Raw genomic sequence first — 26,608 nt, forward strand, 5'->3', positions numbered from 1 at the left:
TGGCGCCGCGTATTGCTATCAATGACGATAATTTACGGGAAGAGTTTATCTTGGGTTTCACAGTACCACAGAGGTGAGAGGCCAATGTCAGACGTATTGATAGCCGACGACTCGGAGTTCATGCGAAACCTGCTACGCGAGATACTGGAAGAAGACCACAACATCGTCGGGGAGGTGGAAAACGGAGTCGAAGCGGTCGAGACGTACAAGGAGCACAGCCCGGATCTCGTCATGATGGACATCGTGATGCCCATTCGTGACGGGATCGAGGCGACAGACGAGATCAAGACGTCAAACCCCGACGCGAACGTCATCATGTGTACGAGCGTCGGGCAGGAGGAGAAGATGAAAGAGGCGGTCAAGGCCGGCGCGGACGGGTACATCACGAAACCGTTCCAGAAACCGAGCGTGATCGAAGCGATCGAGGACGTCGTCCCCTCATGAAGATCGACGTCCAGTCGCTCGGGACGTTCAACCGTCTGGCCCACGAGGGCGCCGAGCAGGCGACCCAGTCGCTGTGCCAGATGACCGGCCTGGACGCCGCCGTCGACGTGACGAAGATCACGCTGGTCAACCGCGCCGACGTGGGCGAACAGCTCGCGGGCGGCGACTACGTCGGCGTCCAGTTCGCCTTCGACGGTGAACTGGCGGGCGACACGGTCCTCGTCTTCGACCGCGCGGGCAGCGAGACGATCGTCGACTCGCTCGTCCCCGGCGGCTCGGACGACCCCGACATGGCGAAATCGAGCGTCGAGGAGATCGGCAACATCATGATGAGCGGATTCATCGACGGCTGGGCCGACTTCCTCGAAACGACCATCCAGCACTCCACGCCGAACTACGTCGAGGGCGACGGGACCGCGATGCTGCCCGAACCGCCGAGCGACGAGGAGCGCGACCACGTGTTCGTCTTCAAAAGCGAGATCGAGTGGGTCGGGGAGTCCGTGAGCTTCTACATCTACATGTTCCCCGAGTACGGACCGCTCGCGGACGTGATGTCGCAGACGACCGATACCGAGGACGACGCGATCCCGGTCGACAAGCTCGAGGTCTTCAACGAGATGACGAAGGACGGCACCGCACAGGCCGCCGCCAACGTCGAGATGATGACCGGGATCGAGACGGAGGCCGAGGTGACCCAGCTGAGCTTCGCTCCCATCGAGGACGTACCGAAGCAGGTCGGGACGGACACCTACGTCGGGACGGTCGTCGAGTTCACGGGCGTGCCGAGCGGCTTCCTCCTCGTGCTCTTCGACGAGGCGTCGGCGGTCCACATCGCCGAGGCGATGATGCCCGTCGAGATGGACGCCGACGAACTGACCGAGCAACACGAGATGGCGATCGAGGAGCTCGGCAACATCATGACCTCCGGGTTCGTCGACGGCTGGGCGAACGTGTTACAGACGTCGGTCGAGCACACGCCGCCGCGACTGGTCCACGACATGGGTCGGGCCATCGTGGATCCGCTCGCGGCGCAGGTCGGCCAACACCAGGAGCACGCGTTCATCATCGACTCGGAGATGCGGACCGACGATATCGAGTTCGGCGCCGAGATCCACGCGCTCCCGAACGAAACCGAGTTACGGCAGGCGCTCGACGAGCTACTCGTCGAACGCGCCGACGAGACCGAAGCCGACGTGGAAAAGATATTCTGAGACATGAAGGTGTACGACGGGACGACGGCCGAGAGCGAACCGACGGCCCAGCCGGAGCGGATCAAGGTCGGGATCGCCGAGTCGAAGATCGCCAGCGGCGACGCAATCCTGACGACGAGCGGCCTCGGCTCCTGTCTCGGGGTCGCAGTCTACGACGAAAAGAAAGACGTCGCGGGGCTGCTCCACGTCATGCTCCCCTCGATCGACGAGATGGAAGGGAAAAACGGCGCCAAGTTCGCCGACTCGGGCATCCGCGAACTCGTCGACGAGATGGAGGAGTACGGCGCCGAGCGCGACCGGATGGAAGCGAAGATCGCCGGCGGCAGCGACATGCTCGACTTCTCCGAGAACGGTTCGGGTATCGGCGTGCGTAACGTCGAGATGGGCCGTCGAACGCTCGAGGAGTTCGAGATCCCCGTCGTCGGCGAAGACGTCGGAGGCGACCACGGCCGGTCGCTCCGACTCGAAGCGGCGACCGGCGATCTCATCGTCAAAAGCGCGAACCGTGACGCGATCACACTATAGGATAGGAACGTAGGTCTGACGCGTGTCTGACGGGGGCGCGCGCATCTCTCCAGGGAACACACTGCTTTCGCCGAAAATCTGCCGAAATTTTCGTCTGACGTTTCTTTCTTCGGTCGGACCGTTAGTTCAACGTCGGTAAGGTCGTATTAACGAATTTGTTATCAGTAATGATACCAGAAACGGTACATTGAAGGGTACCAGAGTGGACTCTCTGACGTAATGAGCCTCGTCGCACAGTCGTTCGGCCCTATCGCGCCGGGCGCGTCGGAGGCGATCCCTGCGCTGGTGGCGATGCTGGCTACCGGCGCCGTCGGGATGAGCATCCGGCAGATGATCGACATCTTCGGCGACGGCGACGACGGCGACGACGATGACGAAAGCATGGCCGACGGCGGCCTGATGGCCGACGAGGGCGACGAAGACGACGAGCTCGGCGGCTTCGGCGGGCTGGACGACGAGGGCGACGACTTCGGCGAGTTCGGTGACGACGGGTTCGGCGATATGGACGAGGGCGGCTCGGACACCGACGAACTCGAACACCGGCTCGACGAGCTGGAGACCGAAGTCGGCAGCCTCTCCTCGACCGTCAACACCGTGCGCAACGAAAACGAGCAGATCGCCGAGACGGTCGACGACGTCGAGGAGAACGTGCGGAAGCTGCTGGACATCTACGAGATGGTGACCCGCGGCGTCAACCCGTTCGCCGACGACATGGAGCCCGGCGGGATGGGCGGCGCCGGGGGCGGTGGCGGCAACTTCGGGCTGTTCGACGACGGCGGCGACGAGGAGTCGGACGACGACCTCGACGACGATATCGCCAACGCCGACGCGGAGGGCTTCTTCGACGAGGACCTCGTCGAGGACGACGCTTCTCCGGAGGGCAGCGTCGACGACGTCATGGGCGGCGGCATGGACGACGACCTCGGCGACTTCGAGGACGACGGCGGGACCTTCGACGACGGGTCGCTCGACGAGGGCGACGATCTGGACGACTTCGACGATTTCGACGACGGGGCTGACGACCTCGACGGAGACAGTGAGGACATGAGCGAATCAACAGGCGACGGCGAAGGCGGCAAGTCCTTCGCGGAACTGAAAGACGAGTACGAGTCCGGCGACGCCGAATGGGCCGACGAACTCGAGGAAGAGGAGGACGGCCTCGAGGCGGACGACGCGCTCGAAGACGACCTCGGCGACGCCGACGAACTACTGGACGCCGACGACTCGGCGGACGACGACCTCGCCGACGACGACCTCTTCGACGAGGTCATCGAGGACGACGGACTCGACGGCGAGGACGACGGACTGGGTGACGAGGTCGACGCTATCGAGACCGAGCCGGAACCCGAACCTGCGTCGGAGCCAGAGCCGGAACCCGAGCCGGAGCCCGAACCGGACCCGGAGCCGGAACCGGCGACGACCGAGACCGATTCGGCGTCGACGACCGACACCGACGCAGAATCGGCGGCTGCCGAGTCCACTGCGACCGGAGCCGTGGACGCGTCCGGAGCGGACGACGCCGACGACGACGGCAAGCCGTACCTGACGACGATGCCCGAGGGGCTGGCGAGCGAACTCGTCGTCGTCGAGTGGCTGGAGTACCTCGTCGAGCAGGTGGGCGTCCGCGAGGCCGCCCGCGCCATCGACTACTACGAGACGATCGACTGGGTGTCCGAACCGGTCGCCGAGGACCTGCAGACGTACCTGCGCGGGTTCGACGGCTCCGGCGGCGAGGGCGGACTGACGATCGACCACCACACCGAGAGCCTGCGGTACATCAGCCAGCTCGACGGTGACGCCGCCGAGGCCGTCGCCCTCTCGAAACTGTCGGGGCGGCGCGGAGGTGGTGCCGATGGGCTTCAGCGTTAGCGGATCGGCGGCCATCGTCTTCGTCGGCCTGTTCATCGCCTTCGGGATGTGGCAGACGGCGGCCACCAACAGCTTCGAGCGCGTCACCGACGCCCAGCAGGCCCACAGCGACGACGTGCTCGCCCAGCAGAACACGGCGATCGCCATCGATGCGGCGAGTTACACGACGAAGAACCACAACGGCCGGACCTGGTACCTGATCGATCTCGGCGTCAACAACACGGGGTCGACCAGCCTCTCGGTCCGACCGACGGACGTCCTGATCGACAACGACTACGAGACCGGCTGGGAGAACAACGCGACCGTCGACGGCGACGCGGCCACCGACCTCTGGCTCCCCGGCGAGCGATTGTTCGTGGAGTTCAACGAGTCGAGCCAACCGACTCGGGTGAAAGTCACCAGCGAGACGGGTGTCAGCGACAGCACGGTGGTGACGGGACCATGATCGCCGTGCCAGCCCGCTCGACCGACGGCCCGTCGCCAGTCGGCGGCGAGCCACTGATCGCCCGTGGCCTGGGGCTACACGTCGGCGCCATCGGGGGCCACACGGCGGAGGTGGTTCGCCATGGCTAGCGTCTCGGTCTCGCACATGATCCTGTTCATCGCGTCGATGCTGGTCGCCGCGAGCGTCGCGGGCGTGTTCACCGATACGGTCGGACAGCTGAGCAACGCTATCGACGACCAGGGGCTCCAGGTGAGTCAGGACGTGCGAACCGACGTCGAGATCATCAGTGACAGCGGCTCGGACGGGATCTACGACGGGAACAACGTGACGATCCACGTCAAGAACACCGGGTCGGAGACGCTCGCCACCGACAGTCGGGCCGTCGACGTCTTCGTCGACGGACTGTTCAAGTCGGACGTGGTGGTGACCCTGCTCGACGGCGCGCCGAGCTGGGGCCCCGGCGAGGTGGTGCGACTGGACATCGAGGCATCGCTGGGAACCAACGAGGACCACCGCGTCAAGGTGGTCGTCAACGGCGACGAGGAGGTATTCGAGTTCCGAACATGAGCATCGCAACGACTGATCTACTCTCGCTGGGACTGAAGGAGCGCGACCGACTGAACAAGGAGCTGGGCGGGGGCATCCCGCCGGGCAGCATCGTCCTCGTCGAGGGCGACTACGGGGCCGGCAAGTCCGCCATCAGTCAGCGCTTCGGCTACGGCCTCTGCGAGGAGGGCCACACCGTGACGATGCTCTCGACGGAGCTGACGGTCGGGAGCTTCCTCGACCAGATGCACTCGCTGGACTACGGCATGGTCGAGCACCTCCTCGACGAGAACATGCTGTTCCTGCACGCCGACATCGGCGACGGGAACACGTTCTCGGGCCAGGAAGACGAGGGCGACCGCAAGGAACTACTGAAGCGGCTCATGGAAGCGGAGGTGATGTGGGAGTCGGAGGTCGTCATCATCGACACGTTCGACGCAATCCTCCGCAACGACCCCAAGTTCGAGGCGCTGGTCCGCCAGAACGACGAGCGCCAGGCGGCCCTGGAGATCATCTCCTTCTTCCGGGACATCATCTCCCAGGGGAAGGTCATCATGCTCACCGTCGACCCCTCGACGCTCGACGAGGAGGCCATCGGGCCGTTCCGCGCCATCGCCGACGTCTTCCTCGAACTGGAGATGGTCGAGGTCGGCAACGACGTCCGCCGACAGATCAGCGTCCTCCGCTTTGCCGGGATGGGCGAGCAGGTCGGCGACTCGATCGGGTACTCGGTCCGTTCGGGTACCGGCATCGTGATCGAATCGCGCAGCGTCGCATAACCAACTCACGGAGCACAGCACACACATGACTGACCACGGACGACCCAAACCCTCGGACGAACTCAGGCAGGTCGCGTCGCGGCGGCCCCACCTGATGGACCACCTGAAGAAGTTCAAGCAGATCACCGGGGAGTTCCCCACGTTCATCGAGGAGGCCGACGACGACTACGAGTCCCACCGGCCGAACGTCCTCTACCCCGTCGGTGGCCCCATCTTCTGCCACATCTATGGGGACGTCGGGCAGGACATGAAGTACTACGCCATCGAGCCGGAACTCGACGACGAGGAGAAGGTCGTCTTCGAGAAGGTCCGCAACAAGCTCCTCCAGAAGAGCGTCTCCAAGCCCGCGCCGACCAGCGACAACGAGTACGACGACCGCATCGAGGAACTCCTCCAGGAGTCGACGACGGTCAAAAGCGGCGCGAGCGACGAGAGCGGCGTCCTCTCGCGGTTCTCGAAGCTCACGAACCTCGGCACGGTCGAGGTCAACGAACACACCTACGAGAACATCCTCTACCGGCTCAACCGCGACATCGTCGGGCTCGGCCCGCTCGAACCGGTCATGCGCGACCCCGCGAACGAGGACATTCACGTCATCGGCCCCCACGAGTGCCACGTCGACCACGCCGTCTACGGCATGCTCTCGACGACGGTCGACTTCGGTACTCCCGAGGAGTACGACCAGTGGCTCAAGAACATGGGCGAGCGCATCGGCGACCCCGTCTCCGACTCCGACCCCATCGTCGACTCCACCCTGCCGGACGGGTCGCGTCTCAACCTCATCTACTCCGACGACGTCTCGGTCAAGGGCCCCTCGCTCACCATCCGTCAGGGCGACGACGTGCCGCTGTCGATCTTCCAGATTACCAAGTGGGGTACGCTGTCGCCGCAACTGGCGGCGTACCTCTGGCTCTGTCTCGAGAACGAGCAGACCGTCTTCGTCGTCGGGGAGACGGCGTCGGGGAAGACGACGACGCTGAACTCCATCATGGCGTTCATCCCCCGCGACGCGAAGATCTACACCGCGGAGGACACCGCAGAGGTCCTGCCGCCCCACGACACGTGGCAGAAGCTCCTGACCCGAGAGGGCGAAGACGAGGGGTCCAGCGTCGACATGTTCGACCTCGTCGCGGCCGCGCTGCGTTCCCGCCCCGACTACATCATCGTCGGTGAGGTTCGTGGCGAAGAGGGTCGGATGGCCTTCCAGGCCGCACAGACCGGCCACCCGGTCATGCTGACGTTCCACGCGAGCGACATCGTTTCGATGATCCAGCGCTTTACCGGCGAACCGATCAACGTCCCGGAGACGTTCATGGACGTCGCCGACGTGGCGCTGTTCCAGAACCGGGTCAAGCAGGGCGATCAGGTCCTGCGTCGCGTCACGTCCGTCCAGGAGATCGAGGGCTACTCCAAGGAGATGGACGGTGTCGTCACCCGGCAGTCGTTCTACTGGGACCCCGTCGAGGACGAGATCGTCTTCCAGGGGATGAACAACTCCTTCGTCCTCGAAGAGCAGATCGCGACCCTGCTGGGGTACGAGGACACCCGTGACATCTACGACGATCTGAACTTCCGCGCGAGCGTCATCGAGCGCGCCATCCAGGAGGGCATCCTCGGCTACCACGAGGTCAACGAACTCATCGAGGACTTCCACCGCGACGGCGTCGAAGGCCTCCCCTTCGACATCCATCGGGAGAACTGATGGCGTCAGCAGACGAACCCGCGGGCGACCTCGAACTCACCGTCACCAGCGCCCTCTCGGGGCTGATCGACGCCTACCAGCAGATGCCGATGCCGCTGAACCGGTACCTCGGCGTCATCCTCGCCCCCTCGGCGCTCTTTTTCCTCGTCACTGTCGGCATCAGCGTCCTGCTCGATCTCCCGCTGATGATCCGCGGGCCGATCCCCCTGCTGGGTCTGCTGATGTTCGTGTCGGCGCTGTTCTACCCGAAGATCCTGCTCTCGCAGCGAAAGAGCGAACTCAACAACCAGTTCCACCTCGTCGTCACCCACATGACGGTCCTGTCGACGACCAACATCGACCGCATCGAGGTGTTCCGCCAGCTCGCGAAACAGGAACAGTACGGCGAGATGGCCGCCGAGATCGGCCGGGTCGTCGAACTCGTCGACACGTGGAACCAGAGCCTCGACGACGCCTGCCGCCGCCGGGCGAAACAGGTCCCCAGCGAGCCCGTCTCCGACTTCTTCGACCGCCTCGGCTACACCCTCGGCGCCGGGCAGGCGCTCGACGACTACCTCGTCTCCGAGCAGAGCCAGATCATCCAGAACTACAAGACCGTCTACCAGGGCACGCTGGACAACCTGGAGGTCATGAAGGACCTCTACCTGTCGATGATCCTCTCGATGACGTTCGCCCTCGTGTTCGCGGTCGTCCTCCCCGTCCTCACGGGGACGAACCCGACGATGACCGTCAGCGCCGTCATCGTCCTCTACGTGTTCGTCCAGTCGGGGTTTTACCTCGCCATCCGCTCGATGGCGCCCCACGACCCCCTCTGGTACCACCCCGAAGACAAGGACTCGCCGGTCGAGGAGAAGATCCGCAACGCCACGATCGCGGGCTCGGCCCTCTCGGGACTGTTGCTCCTGTTTTCGCTCGCAGGGATGCTCGGCGTTAGCCCGCTCACGCTGAACGACGTGGTCTTCTTCGTCGATCCCCTCCCGCTGCCGTTCTACGCGGCCATCCCGACGCTGCCCCTGCTGATCCCGGGGATCGTCGTCAACGCCGAGGAGAAGAAGATCAAGGCGAGAGACGAGGAGTTCCCGAGTTTCATCCGCGCGCTCGGGGCCACCGAGGGCGCCAAGCAGTCGACGACCTCGACCGTGCTGGAGACGCTGCGCAAGAAGGACTTCGGGCCGCTGACCGACGACGTCGACAACCTCTACAAGCGGCTGAACATGCGGATCGAGACGACCGAGGCGTGGCGCCACTTCACCGCCGAGTGCCGCTCCTCGCTCATCCAGAAGTTCTCCGAGATGTACCTCATCGGCCGAGAGATGGGCGGTGACCCCAAACTGCTGGGCGAACTCATCTCAGAGAACATGATGGAGGTCCAGCAGCTCCGCCAGCGCCGGACGCAGGCGACCACTACGATGATCGGTCTCCTCTACGGGATCACCGCCGCCTCGACGTTCGCCTTCTTCATCGGCCTCCAGGTCGTCAACATCCTCGCCTCGATGAGCCTCGACCTCGATTCGTCCTCCAGTAGCTTCGACGCGGGCAGTCTCATCAACACCGCGTCCTACAACATCCCGCTCATCGAGTTCCTCCTCGTCATCATCATCATGTTCGGTGGGATGCTCTCCGCGCTGATGGTCCGCACGGTCGACGGCGGGCACAAGATCAACACGTACATCCACTTCGTCGCGCTCACGTGGATCGGCTCGATCACCGGCGCCGCCACCAAGTGGCTGGTCACGCAGTTCCTCGCCATCTAGCGGCTCCGCGCTTCGCGAGCGGGCCTACGTGACCGAGAGGACGACCACGGCCACGTTCCACACGCCGACGGCGACGCCAGTCGTCGCGAGTCCGATCGGGACGCCAACGTCGTACGGTCGCGGCGTCGCCCGGTACAGCAGGTAGAACCCGGCGAGGAGGACCGCTTTCCAGACCGGGAGGATCGCCAGGCCGAACCGCTGGATCCCCGCACGGACGAGCGGGTGTGCCTCCGCGGCTATCCCGGTCCCGACGGCCGCTGCGGTCAGCACGACGTCGAACGCCCCGAACGTGAGCAGTGCGACCGCCCACACGCCCCCCGCCAGATCTGTTCGCGTTCCCCCGTGAGTTGCCATCGATCACAGGTGGGGTCGCACCTGTCATTGCTATCGGACGACTACCGCCAGTACAGACCGGCTACCGTGGCCAAATGCGGAGCCTGACGTGCGGGATGGCCGCGCGATAGTCGGTGAACAGCCATCAATTACTATGAGTGTGCTCTGCCATTGGGGGCCATGTCGGAACCGGAAGACACGCTCGCGCGCTCGCCCGTCGACTTCGACTCGGCCGTCGCCTACGCGCTCCACCCGGAGATGCGCAGGCTCATCATCCTCTATCTCGTCGGGACGCTCCTGCTCCCGATCGGCCTCTCGATGTTCGTCGACCCGTACGTCTTCGGCGGTCTCGCGCGGATGATTCGCCGGCTCATCGGACTCGCGATCGTTCTCGTCGGGGCGACGTTCTTCTTCGGCGGCGTCGTCGGTGCGCTGTTCAAACTCGTCGCCGACGCGAACCTCCTCGCGGCCGCCCTCGACGAGTGATCCCCTGATTTCGACGGACGAGACTGTGCCGTTATGGCGCTGGACGCCGAAGCGATCGGTATGTGTGGCCGCTACAGTCTCTTCGCGCCGCCGGACGAGATCGAGCAGCGGTTCGACGCGACCTTCGACTTCGAGTTCGAACCGCGGTACAACGCCGCACCGAGCCAGGAACTCCCCGTCGTCACGGGCGAGGAGTCCGAGACCATCCAGCGGATGGAGTGGGGGTTCGTCCCTTCGTGGGCCGAGGACCGATCAGCGTTCGAGTTCATCAACGCACGCGCGGAGACTGTGCGAAAGAAGCGCAGTTTCGCCGACGCCTTCGAGCAGCGCAGGTGTCTCGTCCCCGCCGACGGCTTCTACGAGTGGACCGAATCCGGCGGGAAACAGCCGTACCGCGTCACGCTCGGCGACGACGAACTCTTCGCGATGGCGGGGCTCTGGACGCGGTGGACGCCCCCGCAGACCCAGACCGGTCTCGGTGACTTCGGCGGTGGCACGGAGCCGGACGCCGACCCCGATACCGTCGAGACGTTCACGATCCTGACGACGGAGCCCAACGACACGATCGCCGACCTGCACCACCGGATGGCGGTCATCCTCGGACCGGAGGAAGAAGACCGCTGGCTTGCCGGCGACGCCGACGAGGTCGAGTCGCTGCTAGACCCGTATCCGGACGAGGGGATGCGTGCCTATCCGGTTTCGACCGCCGTGAACGATCCCGCGAACGACTCGCCGGGCGTCCTCGAACCGGTCGAGGCCGAGTCCTGATTCGAGGGGATGTGCCTGCTGGACGCCGGTCGCCGGCCGGCACGCAGATTCGAATCCTTTTAGGGCGCGAGCGCTGAAAGGACCAGTATGGCCATCAAACCCGCCTACGTCAAGAAGACGGCAAAGATGCTGATGGAGCGATATCCGAACGCCTTCGGTGACGACTTCGAGCACAACAAGGACGTCGTTACCGAACTCACGAACGTCGAATCGAAGGGCGTCCGGAACCGGATCGCCGGCTACGTGACCAGCAAGAACGCCCAGCCCGCGGAAGCGTAGGCGCGGTTCTTTCTCTCTTCGTCCGTCGCCGTCTGAGCGGCTGCGCCGCGCGGCCCCGAAGCGCATGATAGTTCCTGACCGTGGTAGACGTATCCAAACTGTTTTGAGGAGGCGTCTCTCTATCCCGGATCAATGACTGTCAACGTAGGCATCCTCGGCGCGACGGGCGCCGTCGGGCAGCGACTCATCCAGTTACTCGACCCCAACCCGGACTTCGAGATCGAGGCACTCACCGCGAGCGAATCGAGCGCGGGCAAGACGTACCGCGAGGCGAGCAAGTGGCGCATCGACGCGCCCATCCCCGACGACGTCGCCGAGATGGAAGTCGGCGCGACCGACCCCGACTCCGTTCCGGACGACGTCGAACTCATCTTCTCGTCGCTCCCCTCCAGCGTCGGCGAGCGGGTCGAATCAGACTTCTGTGAGGCCGGCTACGTCGTCTCCTCGAACTCCTCGAACGCCCGCAGTGACGACGACGTGCCGCTGGTCATCCCCGAAGTCAACGCCGACCACCTCGACCTCATCGAGGTCCAGCGCGACGAGCGCGGCTGGGACGGCGCTCTCGTGAAGAACCCCAACTGCTCGACGATCACGATGGTCCCGCCGCTGGCGGCCATCGACGACGCCGGCGGCCTCGAGCGCATCGAGGTCGCTACGCTGCAGGCCGTCTCCGGCGCCGGCTACTCCGGCGTCTCCTCGATGGAGATCATCGACAACGCCATCCCCCACATCGGCAAGGAAGAGAAGAAGATGGAGACCGAGTCCCGCAAGCTCCTCGGCACCTTCGACGGCGCCGAGGTCGAGTGGCACGACGCCGACGTCTCGGCCTCGTGTAACCGGATCCCCACCATCGACGGGCACCTCGAAAACGTCTGGACCGACACCGAAGAAGACCTCAGTCCCTCCGAGGCCGAGGAAGCGCTGGAGGCGTACCCGTCGCTGGACCTCCCCAGTTCGCCGGACCAACTCATCGAGGTCTTCGACGAGCCCGACCGCCCCCAGCCTCGCATGGACCGCAACCTCGGCAACGGCATGACCGTCTCCGTCGGCGGCGTGCAGGAGACCACCCACGGTCTGCAGTTCAACTGTCTCGCCCATAACACGCTCCGCGGCGCTGCCGGCGCCAGCGTGCTGAACGGCGAACTGCTGCTCGACACCGGCTACCTGTAGTCCGTTCCACGGTCGACCGCTTCCGCGTTTTTTCCGAGTCCTCGCAGAAACTGCGTCGAAACGTACTGTCGTTAGTGCCGCCTCCGAAGTGACGAACGTGTCCGACCGCGACGAAACGGAGATGCTAGAGCGGATATCGACGGTATCGAGCGCCGAGGCCCTCCGCGAGTTCGTCGTGACCGCTCTCGCTTTCTCCCCCGAGGAGTCCGTCCTGTCGGTCGGGTGTGGGCCGGGATTCGAGACGGCCGAGGTCGCCGAAGACGTCGGCGACGAGGGACGCGTTCTCGGTGTCGACGTGAACGGAGCGACCCTGCGGGCCCCGAGTGGCCGGTGCGCGGACCGTCCGCAGGTCTCGTTCGGACTAGGAGATGTCACCGACCTTCCGATCGCGGACGGGCGGTTCGACGCCGCCGTCGCCAAGCAGATGTTGCAGTTCGTCGACGACGTCGACGCCGCGCTCTCGGAACTCTACAGGGTACTCCGACCCGGTGGGCGACTCGCAGTCGTCGCGGGCGATTCGGATACCCAGGTGTTACATTCCGGCGACCCCGACCGGATGAACCGCATCGAAGCCGCGTATCGAGACGTTCGCCCAGACGACCGCCTCGGCGCTCGCTTGCGGAGTCTCCTTCCGGCTGTGGGATTCACGGTCTCAGATGTACACGCCGTCCCGATAGTTCAGACAGCGATTAACGAACAGGTAGAACGGGGAATCGAAGTCCGCAGGGAGATTCTCTCGGAGCATTCGGCTATCGATCAGTCGGAGATCGACGCGTGGGAGACAGACCTCCGGGAGCTCGACGAAGCCGACGAGTTCCTGTTCTGCGGGATTCAGTTCCTCTATATCGCGAAGAAACCTCGTGAAGGGTGCGATGCGTAACGATCATGGCCGCTTGAAACTGACCAGAGAACGGTTCCCGACTCTCCTCCCTCCGGTAACGGCTCCGGGGTCCGACTCGTGGGTCCGAACAGACGACGTTTTCCCGCCACCTCGCGTAGGACGACCATGGACGAGGGGACCTACCGCGTGTTGCCCGGTCGCGACGACGAGACGTGGCGCTTTCTCGACCGCGATACCTTCGAGACCGTCGCGGTTCCGATCGAGGGCCACGACGCGCCAGTCGGGGACCTCCACCCAGGCTACCTCGTGAACGCCACGCTCGACTGGGGATCGGAGGTGCCGGCGGTGCGGTCGCTCTCGGTCGTTCGCCCGACGCTCTACACCTTTGTCGCGGACGCCGACCCGATCTTCGAAGTGGCGCAGAACCTCTGGGAGGAGACGCGAGCGGCCGGCGAAGGCATGAACGCCACCCAGACGTACAACACGGACAACAAAGTCAACGGCGTCTGTTACGTCTTCGCCGACGCCGGCCAGCCGAGCGTCTTCGACGACTTCCGCGGAGGCGCCCGCCCGCTCGAACCGCTCGTCGATCGGATCAACGACCAGGCCGACACCGAACCCGCACCCCGCGAATTGTTCGTCCTGCGACCGACCAACGGCGCATTCACCGTCGTCACTATCGCACTGGACAAAGATGGGCGGTTCGCCGAGACGCTCCGCGAAACCTACGAGCGCGACGCGCCCGAGGAACCGCTGGTCTGAATCCGCCGGTGCGAGCGGTGCGATTCCTTATCTGTCTGTAACACTCTAGCACACGTATGGGCCTCTCGGTCATCGCTCCGCTCCAGTCGTTACCCGGGCTTTCGCCGTTGCTCGTCGTGGGTCTGTTGCTCCTGCTGATCGTCATCGCGGCGGTGTACTCGGCGATCGAGATCGTCGAGGCCTACGAGAAGGAGGCGCTGACGGTCTTCGGCGAGTACCGCAGGCTGCTCGAACCCGGGATCCACGTCATCCCGCCGTTCGTGAGCCGAACGTACCCGTTCGACATGCGAACGCAGACGATCGACGTGCCACAGCAGGAAGCGATCACCCGCGACAACTCGCCGGTGACCGCCGACGCGGTCGTCTATATCCGCGTCATGGACGCCAAGCGGGCCTTCCTCGAAGTCGAGGAGTACAAGCGAGCGGTCTCCAACCTCGCGCAGACGACCCTCCGCGCCGTCTTGGGCGACATGGAGCTCGACGATACGCTTTCGCGGAGGGAATCGATCAACGCGCGGATCCGCGAGGAACTCGACGAACCCACCGACGAGTGGGGTATCCGCGTCGAGAGCGTCGAAGTCCGCGAGGTCAACCCCGCGGCCGGGGTCAAAAACGCGATGGAGCAACAGACCTCCGCGGAACGTCGGCGCCGCGCGATGATCCTCGAAGCGCAGGGTGAACGCCGCTCCGCCATCGAGCAGGCCCAGGGCGAGAAGCAGTCCGACATCGTCCGCGCACAGGGGTCGAAGCAGAGCCAGATCCTCGAAGCGCAGGGTGACGCCATCTCGACGGTCCTCCGCGCGAAATCCGCCGAGTCGATGGGCGAGCGGGCCATCGTCGACAAAGGCATGGAGACCCTCAAGAACATCGGCCAGGGCGAGTCGACGACGTTCGTCATGCCCCAGGAACTCACCTCGCTGGTCGGCCGCTACGGCAAGCACCTCTCCGGTAGCGACGTGGCCGAGGCCGCCGGAGCGAGCGGCGACGGGGCGCTCGACAGTCTCGATTTCGACCCCGCGACGCGCGAACTGCTCGGCCTCGACGATATCTCGGAAATTCTCGGAGAGATCGAACAGACGGAGATCGACGTCGAGGAGATGGAAGAGCAGGCCCAGGCCATCCAGGAGGGCGAAGACCTGGGTGCAGACGACGTGATCGACGAGCGGGAGTAACCGTCCGCGCGGACGCACGGGCTCAACGCTTTTCAGGAGTCGCACCGACAGTCGAGTATGGTCTCCAGAGACACGGCCGTCCACGTGACGGTCGTGCTGCTGGCGTTCGCCAGCATGGCCGCCCTGTCCCCGCTCGTCTTCGACGCCGAGAGCCCGCTCGCGGCCCTCGCTCTCGTCGCGTTCAACGGCACCGTCCTCGCGGGCGCCCACCTCTACCTCGCGTGGCGCGGCGAGGACGGACTCGTCCCGGTCTCCGCTCGCTGGCGGTTCGTCGCCGCCGTCGGGGTGATCGTCGCCCTCGGTGGGGTCGCGGTCCTGACCGACCCGGGCACCGTGGGTCCCCTGACGACCGACGGACTGATCGCCGGTATCGGCGGCGCGGTCGCGCTCGGGTACCTGTTCCTCGAAGCGCGCGACGGCTACCGCGAGTCGACAGAAGTCAGCAGGCGGTCCGACGGGACGAATCCCTGATCAGACGACCTGGTTCGGCAGGTCCTCCCACTCGCCCGAGTCCTCGGCCGTGTCGATCGCGTCGGCGACGATGTCGGCGAGGCGCTCGAAGTACTCGGGCGTGTGGCCCGCGTTGTGGGGCGTGACGAGCACGTTCTCGAACGTCCAGAGTTCGTGGTCCTCGGGGAGCGGCTCGGGGTCGGTCACGTCGAGCGCCGCGCCGCGGACGCTGTTCGAGCGGAGCGCGTCGACCAGATCGCCCGTGTGGACGACGCCGCCGCGGGCGGCGTTGATCAGGACGGAGTCCGTCGGCATGGTCTTGAACACCTCGGCGTCGATCAGGTGCTCGGTCGCGTCGGTCAGCGGGCAGGCGAGGACGACGTAGGCGGCGTCGGCGACCGCCTCCCCGATGTCCTCGTAGCCGTAGACTTCGTCGGTCGGTCCGCCCTTCTCGGGCGTGTAGCGGACGCCGACCGTCTCGACGTCGAACCCCTCCAGGCGCTGGACGATGGACTCACCGATCGGTCCCATGCCGACGACGGCGACCGTGCTGTCGGCGAGTTCGTGGGTCTTGTGCGAGCGCCACTCGCGGCGGCGCTGGCGGCGCCGCGACTCGAGGAACTCGCGGGTGAACGTGAGGATGGCGCCGACGGCGTACTCGCCGATGTTCGGGCCGTGGACGCCGGAGGCGTTCGTGACGGCGATGTCGCGCTCGCGGAACGCGTCGAGGGGCAGGTGGTCGACGCCCGCGAACGAGCACGCGAACATGTCGAGGTTCTCCGCGCGTGCGATGTCGTCCTCGTCGAGGGAGAAGCCGGCCACGACGCGGGCATCGGGGAGCATCTCGCGCTCCTGGTCGGGCGTCGCGGCGTATCCCACCTCCCGGTCGGGCAGCCGCTCGCGCAGCGCCGCGACGTACTCCTTCGGGGAGATGCCGTGGATATTCTGTCGCAACACCAGTACCTCGGGGTGATCGGCCGTCGAATCGGCGGTCATGGAGCGCGAGTTCGACGGGCGTCCCCAAAAACCCCATCCGTCGGCCGCCGGGAGGCGAGTTTCGCTCGTCGAGTCCCGTTCCCGGCGTGGCTGTCCTCAGAGTCCGGGGACGAAATCGAGGACGTTGTACCGCAGGACGTACCGGGCGAGGCCGGCGCCGTAGGCGAGGACCCAGAAGATCACGTAGCCGAAGACGCCGATCCGTACGCGACTGCGCCAGTGGTCCATCTGGTCCGAGCCGATCTCGTCGAGCAGCACGTCCTCGTCGTAGTCGTTGTAGAGGTCGTGGCGCCGCTTGGCGGAGAAGATGCGGACGATCCCGGTGAGCCCGAACGCGAGCATCGCGTAGGCCTGCATCCCGAGGAAGGCGTGGACCATCGCGAACCCGCCGAACTGGTCGAGCAGCCGCGGCGCCATCCACGTCAGCATCGGGACCGTCGTCAGCACCAGCCCCGTCAGGACGAACTTCAGGTGGTGCATCAGCACGTTCCACGTGACCGGTTCGGTCTCGATGATGTACCAGGCGCCGTAGAAGAAGCAGGGGAAACTCGCCGTCACGGCCACCAAGACGACCGTCGCGACGACCCTGTCCGTGACCATGGCCGACTCTATCCGCTATGCCTCCTAAACCGTGCCGAAAATCCCCTCACTCGCCGGACTCGATGTCGTCGAACAGCGCCGCGACTCGCGTTTCGATCTCGTCGCGGATCTCGCGGACGCGCTCGAGGTCCTTCCCGTCGGGGTCGTCGAGCGCCCAGTCGGCCACGGTCACGTCGTCGCCGACGGTGCCGACGTCGAGCGTCGAGCAGCCCATCGTCGCGACGTGGTCGCACGACCGGAGTTCGTCGACGGTGATCTCCCGTGGCGTCCGTCCCGAGAGGTCGAACCCTTCCTCGCTCATCACTTCGATCACTTCTTCGTGGACGCTGTCGGCAGGGTGAGTTCCCCCGGTCAGGATCTCGACGCTGTCGTCGAGCCCGCGGCGTTCGCGCTCGCGCTCGGCGAATGCGGTGGACATCTGCGAGCGGCCGGCGTTCTGGACGCACATGAAGGCGATGCGGGTCGGGTCGGTGGTGTCGGATTCGGTGGACATTGTGTGTCAGTGGGTGGGTGGGTGGTGGGAGTTCGGTGTCGGTCAGTCGTCGGTCGCGGGTTCGCTTCCTGCGGAGTCGGGAGCGTCGGTGGACGCGTCGCTCCAGTCGAACGAGCGCTGGAAGTACAGCGCGACGTTGACCAGTCCGAGCAGGACGGGGACCTCGATGAGCGGGCCGACGACGGTGGTGAAGGCGACGCCGGACCCGACGCCGAAGACGGCGACGGCGACCGCGATGGCCAGTTCGAAGTTGTTGCTCGCCGCGGTGAAGCCGATGGCCGTCGTCGTCGAGTAGTCCGCGCCGATTCCCTTCCCCATCCCGAAGCTCACGAGGAACATCACGACGAAGTAGATCGTCAGCGGCACGGCGATGAGCAGGACGTCGCCCGGCGCGGCGACGATGTTCTCGCCCTGCGTCGCGAACATCACGACGACGGTGAAAAGCAGCGCGACCAGCGTCAGCGGGTCGATCACCGGGACGAACTGCTCGTCGTACCACTCCTCGCTCTTTACCCGCGTTCCGACGTACCGGCTGAGGAACCCGGCAGCGAAGGGGATCCCGAGGAACACGACGATCGCCTCGAAGACCTGCATCGGCGTGACGTCGAACACCGTGATACCGGCGACGAGCGTGTCCATCCCCAGAAGTGGAGGCAGGAACAGGCCGAAAAACCAGACGTAGACGCCGTAGGTAAGGATCTGGAACAGGCTGTTGAACGCGACCAGTCCGGTGACGTACTCCGTCGAGCCCTCCGCGAGTTCGTTCCAGACGAGGACCATCGCGATGCAACGGGCCATCCCGATGAAGACGAGGCCGAGGAAGAACTCCGGCCGGGCCGGAAGCCCCGGGACGAGGCCGCTGAAGAAGAAGACGGCGAGTCCGAACATCAGCGTCGGGCCGATGAGCCAGTTCTGGACGAGGCTCAGCCCGAGCACGCGCCAGTTGCGGAAGACGGTGGGGAGCCGGGAGTAGTCGGCCTTCGCCAGCGGCGGATACATCATCAGTACGAGCCCGATCTCCACGAGGTGGAGGTCCTGGATGGGCCGGGTCACCGACGGGGCGACGAAGCCCAGTCCCACCCCGATGCCCATCGCGGCGAAGATCCAGACGGTGAGGTACTTGTCGAGGAAGTCCATCGACCCAGGGTCGCCGCAGCTCTCGCAGCCGCAGTTCGGGCCGTGCTCGTGGACGGCCTCACTCATCGTCGACGCTCCCGTCGAGGACGGTGACGAGCGCGACCGCGCGGTTGGTCGCCCGGTACTTCTTCCAGCGGCCGTCCTTGCGGTCGTCGACGAGCCCGGCGTCGACCAGCGCCGAGAGCGCGTGGCTGAGCCCGCTCTCGGACACGTCGACGACGGCGTTCAACTCACAGACGCACAGTTCCTCGCCGGCCGCGACGAGCACGCGAACCAGCGTGTACCGCGTCTCGTTCGCGAGCGCCGACAGCACGTCGAGTTCGGCGTCGACCTGTGCGGCGCCGAGGGCCGACTCCAGCGTGCCAAGCTCCTCGAGCCGACGCTCGACGTCTTCGCTTCGACACTCGCCGAGTTCGTCGTCGAGGTACCGCCGTAGCCGTTCCGTCCCTTGATCCATCGACTATTAGTTGAACGAAACCTCAATTAATCATTCCGGTGTCGACCGGGTGATCCGACTAGAAGCTCATTTGCTGTGTCGAAGGGAAGTAATGCGTTGTCGCGCTGAAGGATCTATTGAATGAAATCTGAACTGAATTGCCTGATCGGTTCTCGGTCACGGAGTCGGTGTGGACTGTAACCTCGCGTGCGCGCATGATTTCATCTGATCGTCTCGGAGTGCACGGCGTCCGGTCGGGGCGCTTTTACCCCTCGGGGACCGACTTCCGACAATGAGCGACGCGGCCGACGACCGCGAGCTGGACGAGGGTGAGGCCTCCGGCGGGTCGAGCGGAGTCGCCGAGGCGAGCGGTGACGGCGACGCTCCTGCGGACACCGAGTCCATCGAGGCGTTGCGCGAGCAGGTCGAGGCCGAGTACGACTTCGAGAACTTCGGCCCGAACGACATGGAGTCGATGTCGGCCGACGAGTGGGAGGCGGTCTTCGACCCGGACTCGTGGATCACCGGCCAGGAGCTGCTCGACCGGGTCGAGGCCGACCTCAAGCGCCGGGTGGCCGACCGAGAGGTGTTCGCCCGCGTCGAGCGCCAGGACGACCGCGTGCTGGCGTACTCCGACGAGGGGTACGCCACCGTCTACGCCGACGGCTCCATCGAGGGTCACGGCACCGTCCTCCGCGACGTGAAACCGACGGTCGCGCTGGCCTCCATGGACTCCTACGAGGTGCCAGAGGCACCCCCGGACGACCTGCTGCCCGAACCCCAGGAGGTCCCGGAAGGGAGCGGCGAACTCGGCAACAACATGCTGCAGGTCGTGGCCGGATTTCAGGTGCTCGCCGGCATCCTGCTGATCGGGGGCTGGCTGGTGATCAGTCTCGGCGTGGTCCAGCCGCCCGGCGGCGGGAGCGTCCGGTCGCTGAACGTCATCGGAATGCTCGCCGGCGGCGTCGTCTTTCTCGCGATCGGACTCCTGCTCTTCTCGGTCGTCGCGAACGCACGGCTCTCGGACAAGTTCCGCGCCGAGGAATACCGAAACCGACTACGCGCCGTCGAGCTCGAACCCGGGGAGCGACCCGACTTCCTCCCCGAGGACGCCGAAGCGACCGAGCGGACGGACGGGATCCCCGGTGAGGCGACCGACGGACTGCCCGGCAGCGAGCGGGATGCAGACGGCGAATCGTCCTGACCGCAATCGGGGGCGGACGTCCGGATCACTGGCGACGAAGACCGGCGGTGTGGCGGGACGGCGCGTTCGGACGGGTTTCGGGCCGAATATCTGCGGGTCCATAGCAGCTCGGCCGGGGCAAATCGCACGCCTGCGCGCGTATTCGGTGGGTTTATACAAATTCGGTACCGAGAACCGACGTGTATGAATAGACGGGACTTTCTGCGGACTGCGGGCGGCGCGGCGGGTGGTGCGTCCGCCGTTGCCGCCGGCGCCGGCACCGCCGCCGCACAGGAGGAAGGCGGTGGTGGCGGCAGCGTCCGACCGGAGTGGCCGTCGTACCTCGACGACGCGAACGATCAGGGCTACGAGGACCTGCGCGGCGAGTCGGAAGTGACCGTCGAGGTCGGCGTCGGCTCGGGCGGGTTCGCGTTCGGCCCGACGAAGATCTGGGTCGACTCGGGGACGACGGTGACCTTCGAGTTCGTCGAAGCGGGCCACAACGTGAAACCGAACAGCCAGCCCGAAGGCGGCAGCCTCGCCGGAACCGACGGCGGCGAGTTCGAGACCGTCCCATCGGGGACGACCTACTCGGCGACGCTGGAGACCGGCGGGATGTTCACGTACTACTGCGGCCCCCACGAAGGCCAGGGCATGAAAGGCGGCATCGCCGTCGGCGAAGAGGTCTCCACCGTCGAGACGGGCGGACAGACGCCGCTGAACCCCGAGCACATGGGCGTGCCATTCCATCCGCATTACGTCGGCATCTCCACCGTCGTGATGATGGTGGTCTCGCTCCTGTTCACGTTCTTCGTGCTGAAGTACGGTGAATCGCCGAACGCGAAGGGAGGGAACAACTGATGTCCTCCTCGGGAAGCACCTACGGAGACATCCACCGCTACGAGCCGGCCCGCGAGAGCACGGCCGCGGCCGTCGGCATCGTCCTGTTGACGATCGTCGAGGTCGTCTTCGTCGGCCTGTTCACGTTCGGACTGGTCAACGGTTGGGGATACAGCCCCCTCGGAAACATGTACCTCGGCGGCATCCTCGCGATCATCTTCATCGACCTCGCGTTCATCCTCATGCTGTACCGCAAGGAGTTCCTGCCGGACGTGATGATCGTCAAGAAGCGACGCCGCAAGTGGGAGGACCTCTACGTTCGCGAGGAGGACGTCGAGGGGACGTCCCTCTCGGAAGACGACCCGCTGGAGAGCGTGAAACGAGCCGTCTACCCTTACTACAAACGATAAACAATGCCACTCGACGAAGACAAGTACCCCGGAGAAACGGGACGTCGCCGGTTCGTGAAAGGCGTCGTCGGCAGTGCGGCGCTCGCGAGCGTCGGCACGGGCGGCGCGGCCGCCGTCAACACAGTGACGTCGGCGGCGGGCGGCGGTGGCGGCCCGACCCAATACATCGCCATCGAGAACATCGACGGCCCCGCGCCGCGCGGGATGCCGATGATCCCGGTCGAAGTGAACGATGCGGGTGAGCTTCAGGGGATCTTCCCCGAAGCGAGTACAGAGACCGTCCAGGGCGTCGAGCGGACGATCGCCGAGATGGACCTGGGCGGCGTGACCTACTCCTCGCAGTGGTTCCAGTACTGCGGGCTCGAAGGCTATCACGGTGTCCAGCCCGGCGCAGACGCAGACAACTACCTCCGCGCCGCGTCCAGCCCGCCACCAGCCTACGAGTGGCAGCAGGACGTCGAGGGCAGCACCGTCTTCACCGTCGACATGTTCGACGACTACGAGGAGTGGGGCAACGGCATCGGTCAGTCCGGCCTCGGCAAGCCCGCGAGCGCCACCTGGCGCTCGCAGGGTGAGGATGCGAAGACCATCCCGGTGCAGGTGCTCCGTTCGCCCGAGGTCTCGAAGATGGCCAACGGCGAGGGCGAGTACAGCAGCCTCCCGGACAGCGTCCAGAGTTTCGTCGACGCGGCGACCGACCAGGACTTCATGGCCTGGGTCAACAAGTGCACCCACTTCTGTTGCGTGCCGGGATACAAGCAACTGGAGGGGAGTGAGAACTTCGAGGCCGGGAACGACGTGTACTGTCAGTGCCACCAGTCGGTCTACGACCCGTTCAGTCCGACGCAAGTGCAGTTCGTCGCGCGGCCACGGCCGGAGGACTAAGATAGATGAGCATCGAACGCAAGGACGAACACGATCACGAAGCGTGGATGGAGAGCCGGGACCTGACGGCCATCGAGGAGATCTACCTCACGGTACTGCTGTGGCTCGACAGGCGCCTGCGAATCGTCGACTATCTGGAAATCCTTGAGAACATGTACTACAAGGTCAATTTCCAGATGCCGAAGAGCCACACCGAGCAGTACAACCTCGACAACAAGTTCTGGTACTGGTATCCCCTGTACGCGCTCGGGTCGTTCTCGACCATCGCGTACGTCGTCGCAGCGATTTCGGGGGCCTTGCTCGGCTTCTACTACGCGCCGGGCGCGGGCGCCTCGAACGGGACACCGGATCTGGCGTACAACTCCATCACCTACATCATGACCGACCTGAACTTCGGATTCTTCCTCCGGAGTCTCCACCGCTGGTCGGCGCAGGTGATGGTCGCGGCCGTGTTCCTGCACATGCTGCGCGTGTATTTCACGGGCGCGTACAAGGAGCCCCGAGAGCTCAACTGGATCATCGGCATCGTGCTCATCTCGCTGACGATGGTCTTCGGGTACACGGGCTACCTGCTCCCGTGGGACCAGCTGGCCTTCTGGGCCGGCCAGATCGGCGTCGAGATGGCGCTGTCGATACCGCTGATAGGCGAGTGGGCCGCCCAGTTGCTGTTCGGCGGCTTCACGCTCAGTCAGTCGACGGTCCAGCGGATGTACATCATCCACGTGTTCGTGTTGCCGTTCGTGACGACCGGGCTCATCGCCGTCCACATCGGGATCGTCTGGATGCAGGGCATCGCGGAACCCCACTGATACAATGAGCGACAACGACAACTCCGAGGAAGTTCGCACCGACGGTACGGGAATCGTCCCGCCGGACGACGAGACCCCGACCTGGAGCGAGCGCAAGGCGCGCAAGCAGGGGCTCGCCCGGCTGACCTACGAGTACTTCGAGCGGTCGCGCCGCGAGGACCAGGACCTGCGCCAGCAGTCGAGTTACGTCGAACGCGACGTGCTGGCGTTCCCGACCTGGCCCCACGAGATGATCCGCAACCTCGCGCTGACGAGTTTCTTCGTCGGCATGACCATCTTCCTCGCGGCGGCGCTCCCGCCGCACATCGGACCGCCGGCCGACTCGTCGTCGACGCCGGCGGTCATCCTGCCCGACTGGTACCTCTACTGGTCGTTCGGCCTGCTGAAACTCGGGCCGCTCAACCCAGAGATCAGCCTGCTGGGCGGGCAGAAGCTGATGGCCGACCGCACGTACGGCGTCATTGCCAACCTGGTCGTCGTCGGCTTCGTCGCCATCGTCCCCTTCCTCAACAAGGGGAGCGCGCGCCGTCCCGTCGAGCAGCCCTTCTGGGGCGCGATCGGCGTGAGCGGCGTCGTCTTCGCGTTCACCATCGCGGCGCTGTCGGTCAAGAACCTGATCTCGATGGACGCGCACCTGATCTTCGACCTGACGTTCGTCCTGCCGATCCTGTCCGCGTTCCTCGCGTACGCGGTCCTCCGGACGATGCGCGAAGGGTACATGTTCAACCTCAACCGCCGGTACTACCGGCTGCGGCCACCGAAGTAGATGGCCGACCAACCGTCCTCCGGTGACTCCCCGGACCGGGGCGCCGACGCCGGCGGGACGGACACTGCTGCCGACGATGCAGACGACCGAAGCGTCGTCGTACCGACGGCAGTCTACAAGCGCGTGACGGTTTTCTCGACGCTGATCGCGGTCGTCGCCGTGGTCGGTGGCTTTCTCGTGCTCGACGTCGCGACCGACCGAGCGACCGCGGAGCTGTCGGAGATCGACCCCCTGATCGCGCTGGCCGGTGTCGGACTGATCGTCTTCGGTGCGGTCACCTACGCGTTCTCGACGCGCTTCCGCGCCGAGGGAATGGGAAACGCTAAAGGCGAAACCGACGAACCTTGAAACAATGGCTGACGAATTCGCGAAGGGGTTGGCGATACTCTCCGGCGCGGGCATGGCGTGGCTGACCCTGGCCGGCTGGTATCGCACGCCGAGTTTCGAGGGTGACGGCGTCCAGCTCATCGCGCCGGTCGAACTCTCCGACCCCACCATCTACGACCAGATCGGCATCGCACTGATGGACGTGATGGCGTGGTTCGCCGTCATCGGCGTGCTGACGTTCTGGGTCCTCATCCCGGCCATCGAACAGGCCCGGACCGCCTACGCCGAGCGCTCGGACTAACGACTCCGGTTCTCGCGTTTTCTCGCCGAGTAGCGCCTGTTGTTTGCGATCGCGGAGTTGCTCGAAGGGATCGGTCGGTTACTGAACCGTGATCGGAAGCACTGCCGAGCAGTATCAGCCCTCGGTGCGTTCGATCACAGTTCGCGGAACCGCTACCGTAGCAGGAATTGCGGAGGGTTGAAAGCCCTCTGCACGCCCGCTGTCTCCGAAAATCGGAGATTTTCGGGATCGGGCGAGAGCGAAGCTCTCTCGAACCAAGGGACAAACCCTCGCGGCCGGGGTCCGCTTCGGATAGGGGTCGCTCAGGCGACTGAACTGCACGCGAACGGCCTCGCCCGTTCAGTCCGCCAGGAACCGCACCGCAACAGCGACTGCCCCGCACAGCACCGCAGCCGGCCACACACTCCCCCCCCTGCGGTCGCTCATCCACTGTCAGAGCGTTGCGCTGCCGGTGTTTTCACCCATGTTTTGCCGGTCAGGTTCCTGCGGAGAGCGTCGCGACCGAGGAAACTCGGTCGTGAAAAGATGGTCTTACAGGAACTGCCCGATGGGGCCGTAGAAGAACGTGACGTAGCCGACGTACAGCAGCGCGACGAGCGACGCGCCGATAGCGGCCTTGGGGCGCTCGACCTCGATCTCCCGACGGACTTCGACCTTCCGGGACTCGAACTCGAAGATGTCGGTCAGCAGGACGAAGATAGCGATCGTCGAGGCGACCATCCCGGCGTGGTGGTGGACGGTCATGTAGTAGAACGTCCCGAGGACGAGCGCGACGTTGGTGAGGATGTGGAACGGGTGGCGAGTGAGCGCGTCGGCGTCACCGCTTTCGGCCTGCGAGAGGTGGCGTCGATGCGCGAGCGCCCGTGCCGCGATGTTCAACACCACGAGACCGAGCAGCACCGCCTCGATGACGAGGATGCTCTCGGTGATGTGGCCACCGAGGGCGGCGTCGATCGGCCCGAACAGCTCGTATGCAACCATATCGGGAGATGTGTTCGTGGGCCATTAGAGTTTTTCCAATCCAGCGCGGCGCTCGGCGGGACGGAGACGCGCTAGGCCGTGTACGGCGACCGGCTCGCGGCGACCAGCGCGATCGAGAGCGTCCCGTCCGCCGTCACGCTGACGGGTTCGTCGGGATCGACCGGGCCGACGACCCGGTCGTCGGCGAGGAGGTGAACGGTCGTCTCGTCGCGCTCGACGGTCACCCGAACCTCCTCGGTCGGAACGATCCAGTGGTCGGTGTCCGTCTCGAACGGAGCGACGGGCACGACCGCCGCAGCGTCGGTGCGCGGCGAGAGGACCGGGCCACCCGCGGAACTCGCGTAGCCGCTCGATCCGGCGGGGGTCGCGAGGACGACGCCGTCGGCGCGGAAGCGTGCGACTCGGCGACCAGCGCTTTCGACGGAGTACTCGGATATCTGCGCCGGTTCGGCGCTGACGAGCATCACGTCGAGGACGGCGCTGGCCCGCGTGCTATCGGCGACGCTGACGTCGAGGACGGGATGGGCTGTCCGTTCGAATTTGTCAGCGAGAAGCGCTTCGACGGCCTCGTCGACGGCTTCCAGCGGGACGGACTCGACGCCGCGTCCGGCCGCGACCGGTAGGACGGGGATCGCGGGGGACGCGCGGGCGACTGCGAGGAGGGCAGATTCGCCGACGGCGACGACCACGTCGCTGTCGTCGACGACGTTCCGGGCGGGGCCGACCGCCGGCGTTCCGCCGGCGGCCTCCACCGCGGCGACGACCGCGTCGGTGTCGGCACCGACGACGCCGACGACCGGTCTGTTCGTCATCACCGGAGTGTAGCGAGGCCTCGGCAAAAAGGCACCGCACCGCGCGTCCGAGACGGTGAGCGACCGCGCCGTGCGCCGGTTCCGGGAATCATTCTC

At 65.5% G+C, this 26,608-nt stretch carries 34 protein-coding genes; 26 read left to right on the forward strand and 8 right to left on the reverse strand.

Translation table 11 applies throughout. The annotated features are described in order from the left end of the window. Window positions 1–84 precede the first annotated feature (84 nt). The 10 genes from cheY to arlJ all read left to right on the forward strand — a co-directional run bounded on the left by cheY (window position 85) and on the right by arlJ (window position 9,275). Complete coding sequence (gene cheY, locus AB2U09_RS22460) at window positions 85–444, forward strand: chemotaxis protein CheY (RefSeq protein ID WP_459194979.1); 360 nt, start codon at window positions 85–87, stop codon at window positions 442–444. After that, window positions 441–1,655, forward strand: coding sequence for a chemotaxis protein CheC (locus tag AB2U09_RS22465; protein WP_459194980.1), 1,215 nt, complete (start codon window positions 441–443; stop codon window positions 1,653–1,655). The genes cheY and AB2U09_RS22465 overlap by 4 nt, the downstream gene beginning before the upstream one ends. 3 nt (window positions 1,656–1,658) lie before the next feature. Beyond that, entirely contained in the window at window positions 1,659–2,180 is a 522-nt protein-coding gene (locus AB2U09_RS22470) for a chemotaxis protein CheD (RefSeq protein WP_459194981.1), read from the forward strand. A 219-nt stretch (window positions 2,181–2,399) separates the two neighbouring features. Then, a complete protein-coding gene (locus tag AB2U09_RS22475) occupies window positions 2,400–4,049 on the forward strand; it encodes a FlaD/FlaE family flagellar protein (protein ID WP_459194982.1) in 1,650 nt (549 codons plus the stop codon). Beyond that, the gene (arlF, locus tag AB2U09_RS22480; protein ID WP_459194983.1) at window positions 4,033–4,494 is read left to right on the forward strand and encodes an archaellum stator protein ArlF; all 462 of its coding nucleotides are present in this window, start codon (window positions 4,033–4,035) and stop codon (window positions 4,492–4,494) included. The genes AB2U09_RS22475 and arlF overlap by 17 nt, the downstream gene beginning before the upstream one ends. Next, window positions 4,491–4,622: a hypothetical protein gene (locus AB2U09_RS22485; protein ID WP_459194984.1), complete on the forward strand. Its 132-nt coding sequence runs from the start codon at window positions 4,491–4,493 to the stop codon at window positions 4,620–4,622. Before arlF ends, AB2U09_RS22485 begins: the two co-directional genes overlap by 4 nt. After that, complete coding sequence (arlG, locus tag AB2U09_RS22490) at window positions 4,615–5,061, forward strand: archaellum stator protein ArlG (RefSeq protein ID WP_459194985.1); 447 nt, start codon at window positions 4,615–4,617, stop codon at window positions 5,059–5,061. The genes AB2U09_RS22485 and arlG overlap by 8 nt, the downstream gene beginning before the upstream one ends. Continuing rightward, entirely contained in the window at window positions 5,058–5,819 is a 762-nt protein-coding gene (arlH, locus tag AB2U09_RS22495) for an archaellum protein ArlH (RefSeq protein ID WP_459194986.1), read from the forward strand. The genes arlG and arlH overlap by 4 nt, the downstream gene beginning before the upstream one ends. A 25-nt stretch (window positions 5,820–5,844) precedes the next feature. Continuing rightward, window positions 5,845–7,521 (forward strand): archaellum flagellar ATPase motor FlaI, encoded by a 1,677-nt coding sequence (gene flaI / locus AB2U09_RS22500; protein ID WP_459194987.1) that lies wholly within the window; start codon window positions 5,845–5,847, stop codon window positions 7,519–7,521. Beyond that, entirely contained in the window at window positions 7,521–9,275 is a 1,755-nt protein-coding gene (gene arlJ, locus AB2U09_RS22505) for an archaellar assembly protein ArlJ/FlaJ (protein ID WP_459194988.1), read from the forward strand. The genes flaI and arlJ overlap by 1 nt, the downstream gene beginning before the upstream one ends. Before the next feature lie 24 nt (window positions 9,276–9,299). Here the strand turns inward: arlJ and AB2U09_RS22510 are convergent, their stop codons facing one another. Further along, a complete protein-coding gene (locus AB2U09_RS22510) occupies window positions 9,300–9,629 on the reverse strand; it encodes a DUF5658 family protein (protein WP_459194989.1) in 330 nt (109 codons plus the stop codon). Window positions 9,630–9,788: 159 nt separating this feature from the next. Here AB2U09_RS22510 and AB2U09_RS22515 point away from each other — a divergent pair, with 159 nt between their 5' ends. The 8 genes from AB2U09_RS22515 (at window position 9,789) to AB2U09_RS22550 (ending at window position 15,557) form a co-directional block, all read left to right on the forward strand. Then, window positions 9,789–10,094 carry a hypothetical protein gene (locus AB2U09_RS22515; protein ID WP_459194990.1) on the forward strand — a complete coding sequence of 102 codons (306 nt, stop codon included), beginning with the start codon at window positions 9,789–9,791 and terminating at the stop codon, window positions 10,092–10,094. 60 nt (window positions 10,095–10,154) lie between these two features. Continuing rightward, window positions 10,155–10,862, forward strand: a complete 708-nt coding sequence (locus tag AB2U09_RS22520; RefSeq protein ID WP_459195133.1) for an SOS response-associated peptidase — start codon at window positions 10,155–10,157, stop codon at window positions 10,860–10,862. A gap of 87 nt (window positions 10,863–10,949) precedes the next feature. Next, window positions 10,950–11,141, forward strand: coding sequence for a 30S ribosomal protein S17e (locus AB2U09_RS22525; RefSeq protein WP_459194991.1), 192 nt, complete (start codon window positions 10,950–10,952; stop codon window positions 11,139–11,141). 132 nt (window positions 11,142–11,273) lie between these two features. Further along, entirely contained in the window at window positions 11,274–12,311 is a 1,038-nt protein-coding gene (asd, locus tag AB2U09_RS22530) for an aspartate-semialdehyde dehydrogenase (protein ID WP_459194992.1), read from the forward strand. A 97-nt stretch (window positions 12,312–12,408) separates the two neighbouring features. Further along, window positions 12,409–13,191 carry a methyltransferase domain-containing protein gene (locus AB2U09_RS22535; protein ID WP_459194993.1) on the forward strand — a complete coding sequence of 261 codons (783 nt, stop codon included), beginning with the start codon at window positions 12,409–12,411 and terminating at the stop codon, window positions 13,189–13,191. Window positions 13,192–13,317: 126 nt separating this feature from the next. Next, window positions 13,318–13,914, forward strand: coding sequence for a DUF6663 family protein (locus tag AB2U09_RS22540; protein ID WP_459194994.1), 597 nt, complete (start codon window positions 13,318–13,320; stop codon window positions 13,912–13,914). Between the two features lie 56 nt (window positions 13,915–13,970). Continuing rightward, a complete protein-coding gene (locus AB2U09_RS22545) occupies window positions 13,971–15,086 on the forward strand; it encodes an SPFH domain-containing protein (RefSeq protein WP_459194995.1) in 1,116 nt (371 codons plus the stop codon). A 57-nt stretch (window positions 15,087–15,143) separates the two neighbouring features. Then, the gene (locus AB2U09_RS22550) at window positions 15,144–15,557 is read left to right on the forward strand and encodes a hypothetical protein (protein WP_459194996.1); all 414 of its coding nucleotides are present in this window, start codon (window positions 15,144–15,146) and stop codon (window positions 15,555–15,557) included. Here the strand turns inward: AB2U09_RS22550 and AB2U09_RS22555 are convergent, their stop codons facing one another. The 5 genes from AB2U09_RS22555 to AB2U09_RS22575 form a co-directional block, all read right to left on the reverse strand. Further along, complete coding sequence (locus AB2U09_RS22555; RefSeq protein ID WP_459194997.1) at window positions 15,558–16,532, reverse strand: D-2-hydroxyacid dehydrogenase; 975 nt, start codon at window positions 16,530–16,532, stop codon at window positions 15,558–15,560. It abuts the gene before it with no gap. A gap of 96 nt (window positions 16,533–16,628) precedes the next feature. Beyond that, a complete protein-coding gene (locus tag AB2U09_RS22560; protein WP_459194998.1) occupies window positions 16,629–17,132 on the reverse strand; it encodes a DUF7321 family protein in 504 nt (167 codons plus the stop codon). Between the two features lie 46 nt (window positions 17,133–17,178). Next, on the reverse strand, window positions 17,179–17,625 hold the full coding sequence (locus tag AB2U09_RS22565; RefSeq protein ID WP_459194999.1) for a low molecular weight phosphatase family protein: 447 nt from the start codon (window positions 17,623–17,625) through the stop codon (window positions 17,179–17,181). A gap of 42 nt (window positions 17,626–17,667) precedes the next feature. Further along, window positions 17,668–18,828, reverse strand: a complete 1,161-nt coding sequence (gene arsB / locus AB2U09_RS22570; protein WP_459195000.1) for an ACR3 family arsenite efflux transporter — start codon at window positions 18,826–18,828, stop codon at window positions 17,668–17,670. Further along, complete coding sequence (locus AB2U09_RS22575; RefSeq protein ID WP_459195001.1) at window positions 18,821–19,219, reverse strand: ArsR/SmtB family transcription factor; 399 nt, start codon at window positions 19,217–19,219, stop codon at window positions 18,821–18,823. Before AB2U09_RS22575 ends, arsB begins: the two co-directional genes overlap by 8 nt. Window positions 19,220–19,490: 271 nt before the next feature. On the opposite strand from AB2U09_RS22575, the gene AB2U09_RS22580 reads away from it, so the two are divergent. From AB2U09_RS22580 to AB2U09_RS22615, 8 genes are all read left to right on the forward strand, one after another. Continuing rightward, the gene (locus AB2U09_RS22580) at window positions 19,491–20,402 is read left to right on the forward strand and encodes a DUF7319 domain-containing protein (protein ID WP_459195002.1); all 912 of its coding nucleotides are present in this window, start codon (window positions 19,491–19,493) and stop codon (window positions 20,400–20,402) included. 183 nt (window positions 20,403–20,585) lie between these two features. Further along, window positions 20,586–21,242 (forward strand): plastocyanin/azurin family copper-binding protein, encoded by a 657-nt coding sequence (locus tag AB2U09_RS22585; RefSeq protein ID WP_459195003.1) that lies wholly within the window; start codon window positions 20,586–20,588, stop codon window positions 21,240–21,242. After that, a complete protein-coding gene (locus AB2U09_RS22590; RefSeq protein WP_459195004.1) occupies window positions 21,242–21,631 on the forward strand; it encodes a DUF7318 family protein in 390 nt (129 codons plus the stop codon). The genes AB2U09_RS22585 and AB2U09_RS22590 overlap by 1 nt, the downstream gene beginning before the upstream one ends. A 3-nt stretch (window positions 21,632–21,634) precedes the next feature. Beyond that, window positions 21,635–22,516: a ubiquinol-cytochrome c reductase iron-sulfur subunit gene (locus AB2U09_RS22595; protein WP_459195005.1), complete on the forward strand. Its 882-nt coding sequence runs from the start codon at window positions 21,635–21,637 to the stop codon at window positions 22,514–22,516. A 5-nt stretch (window positions 22,517–22,521) separates the two neighbouring features. Continuing rightward, on the forward strand, window positions 22,522–23,325 hold the full coding sequence (locus AB2U09_RS22600) for a cytochrome b (protein WP_459195006.1): 804 nt from the start codon (window positions 22,522–22,524) through the stop codon (window positions 23,323–23,325). 4 nt (window positions 23,326–23,329) lie between these two features. Further along, a complete protein-coding gene (locus tag AB2U09_RS22605) occupies window positions 23,330–24,091 on the forward strand; it encodes a cytochrome b family protein (protein ID WP_459195007.1) in 762 nt (253 codons plus the stop codon). Continuing rightward, complete coding sequence (locus AB2U09_RS22610) at window positions 24,092–24,439, forward strand: DUF7315 family membrane protein (protein ID WP_459195008.1); 348 nt, start codon at window positions 24,092–24,094, stop codon at window positions 24,437–24,439. A 4-nt stretch (window positions 24,440–24,443) separates the two neighbouring features. Next, window positions 24,444–24,719 (forward strand): DUF7314 family protein, encoded by a 276-nt coding sequence (locus tag AB2U09_RS22615; protein ID WP_459195009.1) that lies wholly within the window; start codon window positions 24,444–24,446, stop codon window positions 24,717–24,719. A 531-nt stretch (window positions 24,720–25,250) separates the two neighbouring features. Here AB2U09_RS22615 and AB2U09_RS22620 read toward each other — a convergent pair. Both AB2U09_RS22620 and AB2U09_RS22625 read right to left on the reverse strand, forming a co-directional pair. Then, a complete protein-coding gene (locus tag AB2U09_RS22620) occupies window positions 25,251–25,700 on the reverse strand; it encodes a DUF7313 family protein (RefSeq protein ID WP_459195010.1) in 450 nt (149 codons plus the stop codon). A 71-nt stretch (window positions 25,701–25,771) separates the two neighbouring features. Next, on the reverse strand, window positions 25,772–26,512 hold the full coding sequence (locus AB2U09_RS22625) for an NAD(+)/NADH kinase (protein ID WP_459195011.1): 741 nt from the start codon (window positions 26,510–26,512) through the stop codon (window positions 25,772–25,774). Window positions 26,513–26,608: the final 96 nt, after the last annotated feature.

This window comes from Halosimplex yunnanense (assembly GCF_054504345.1).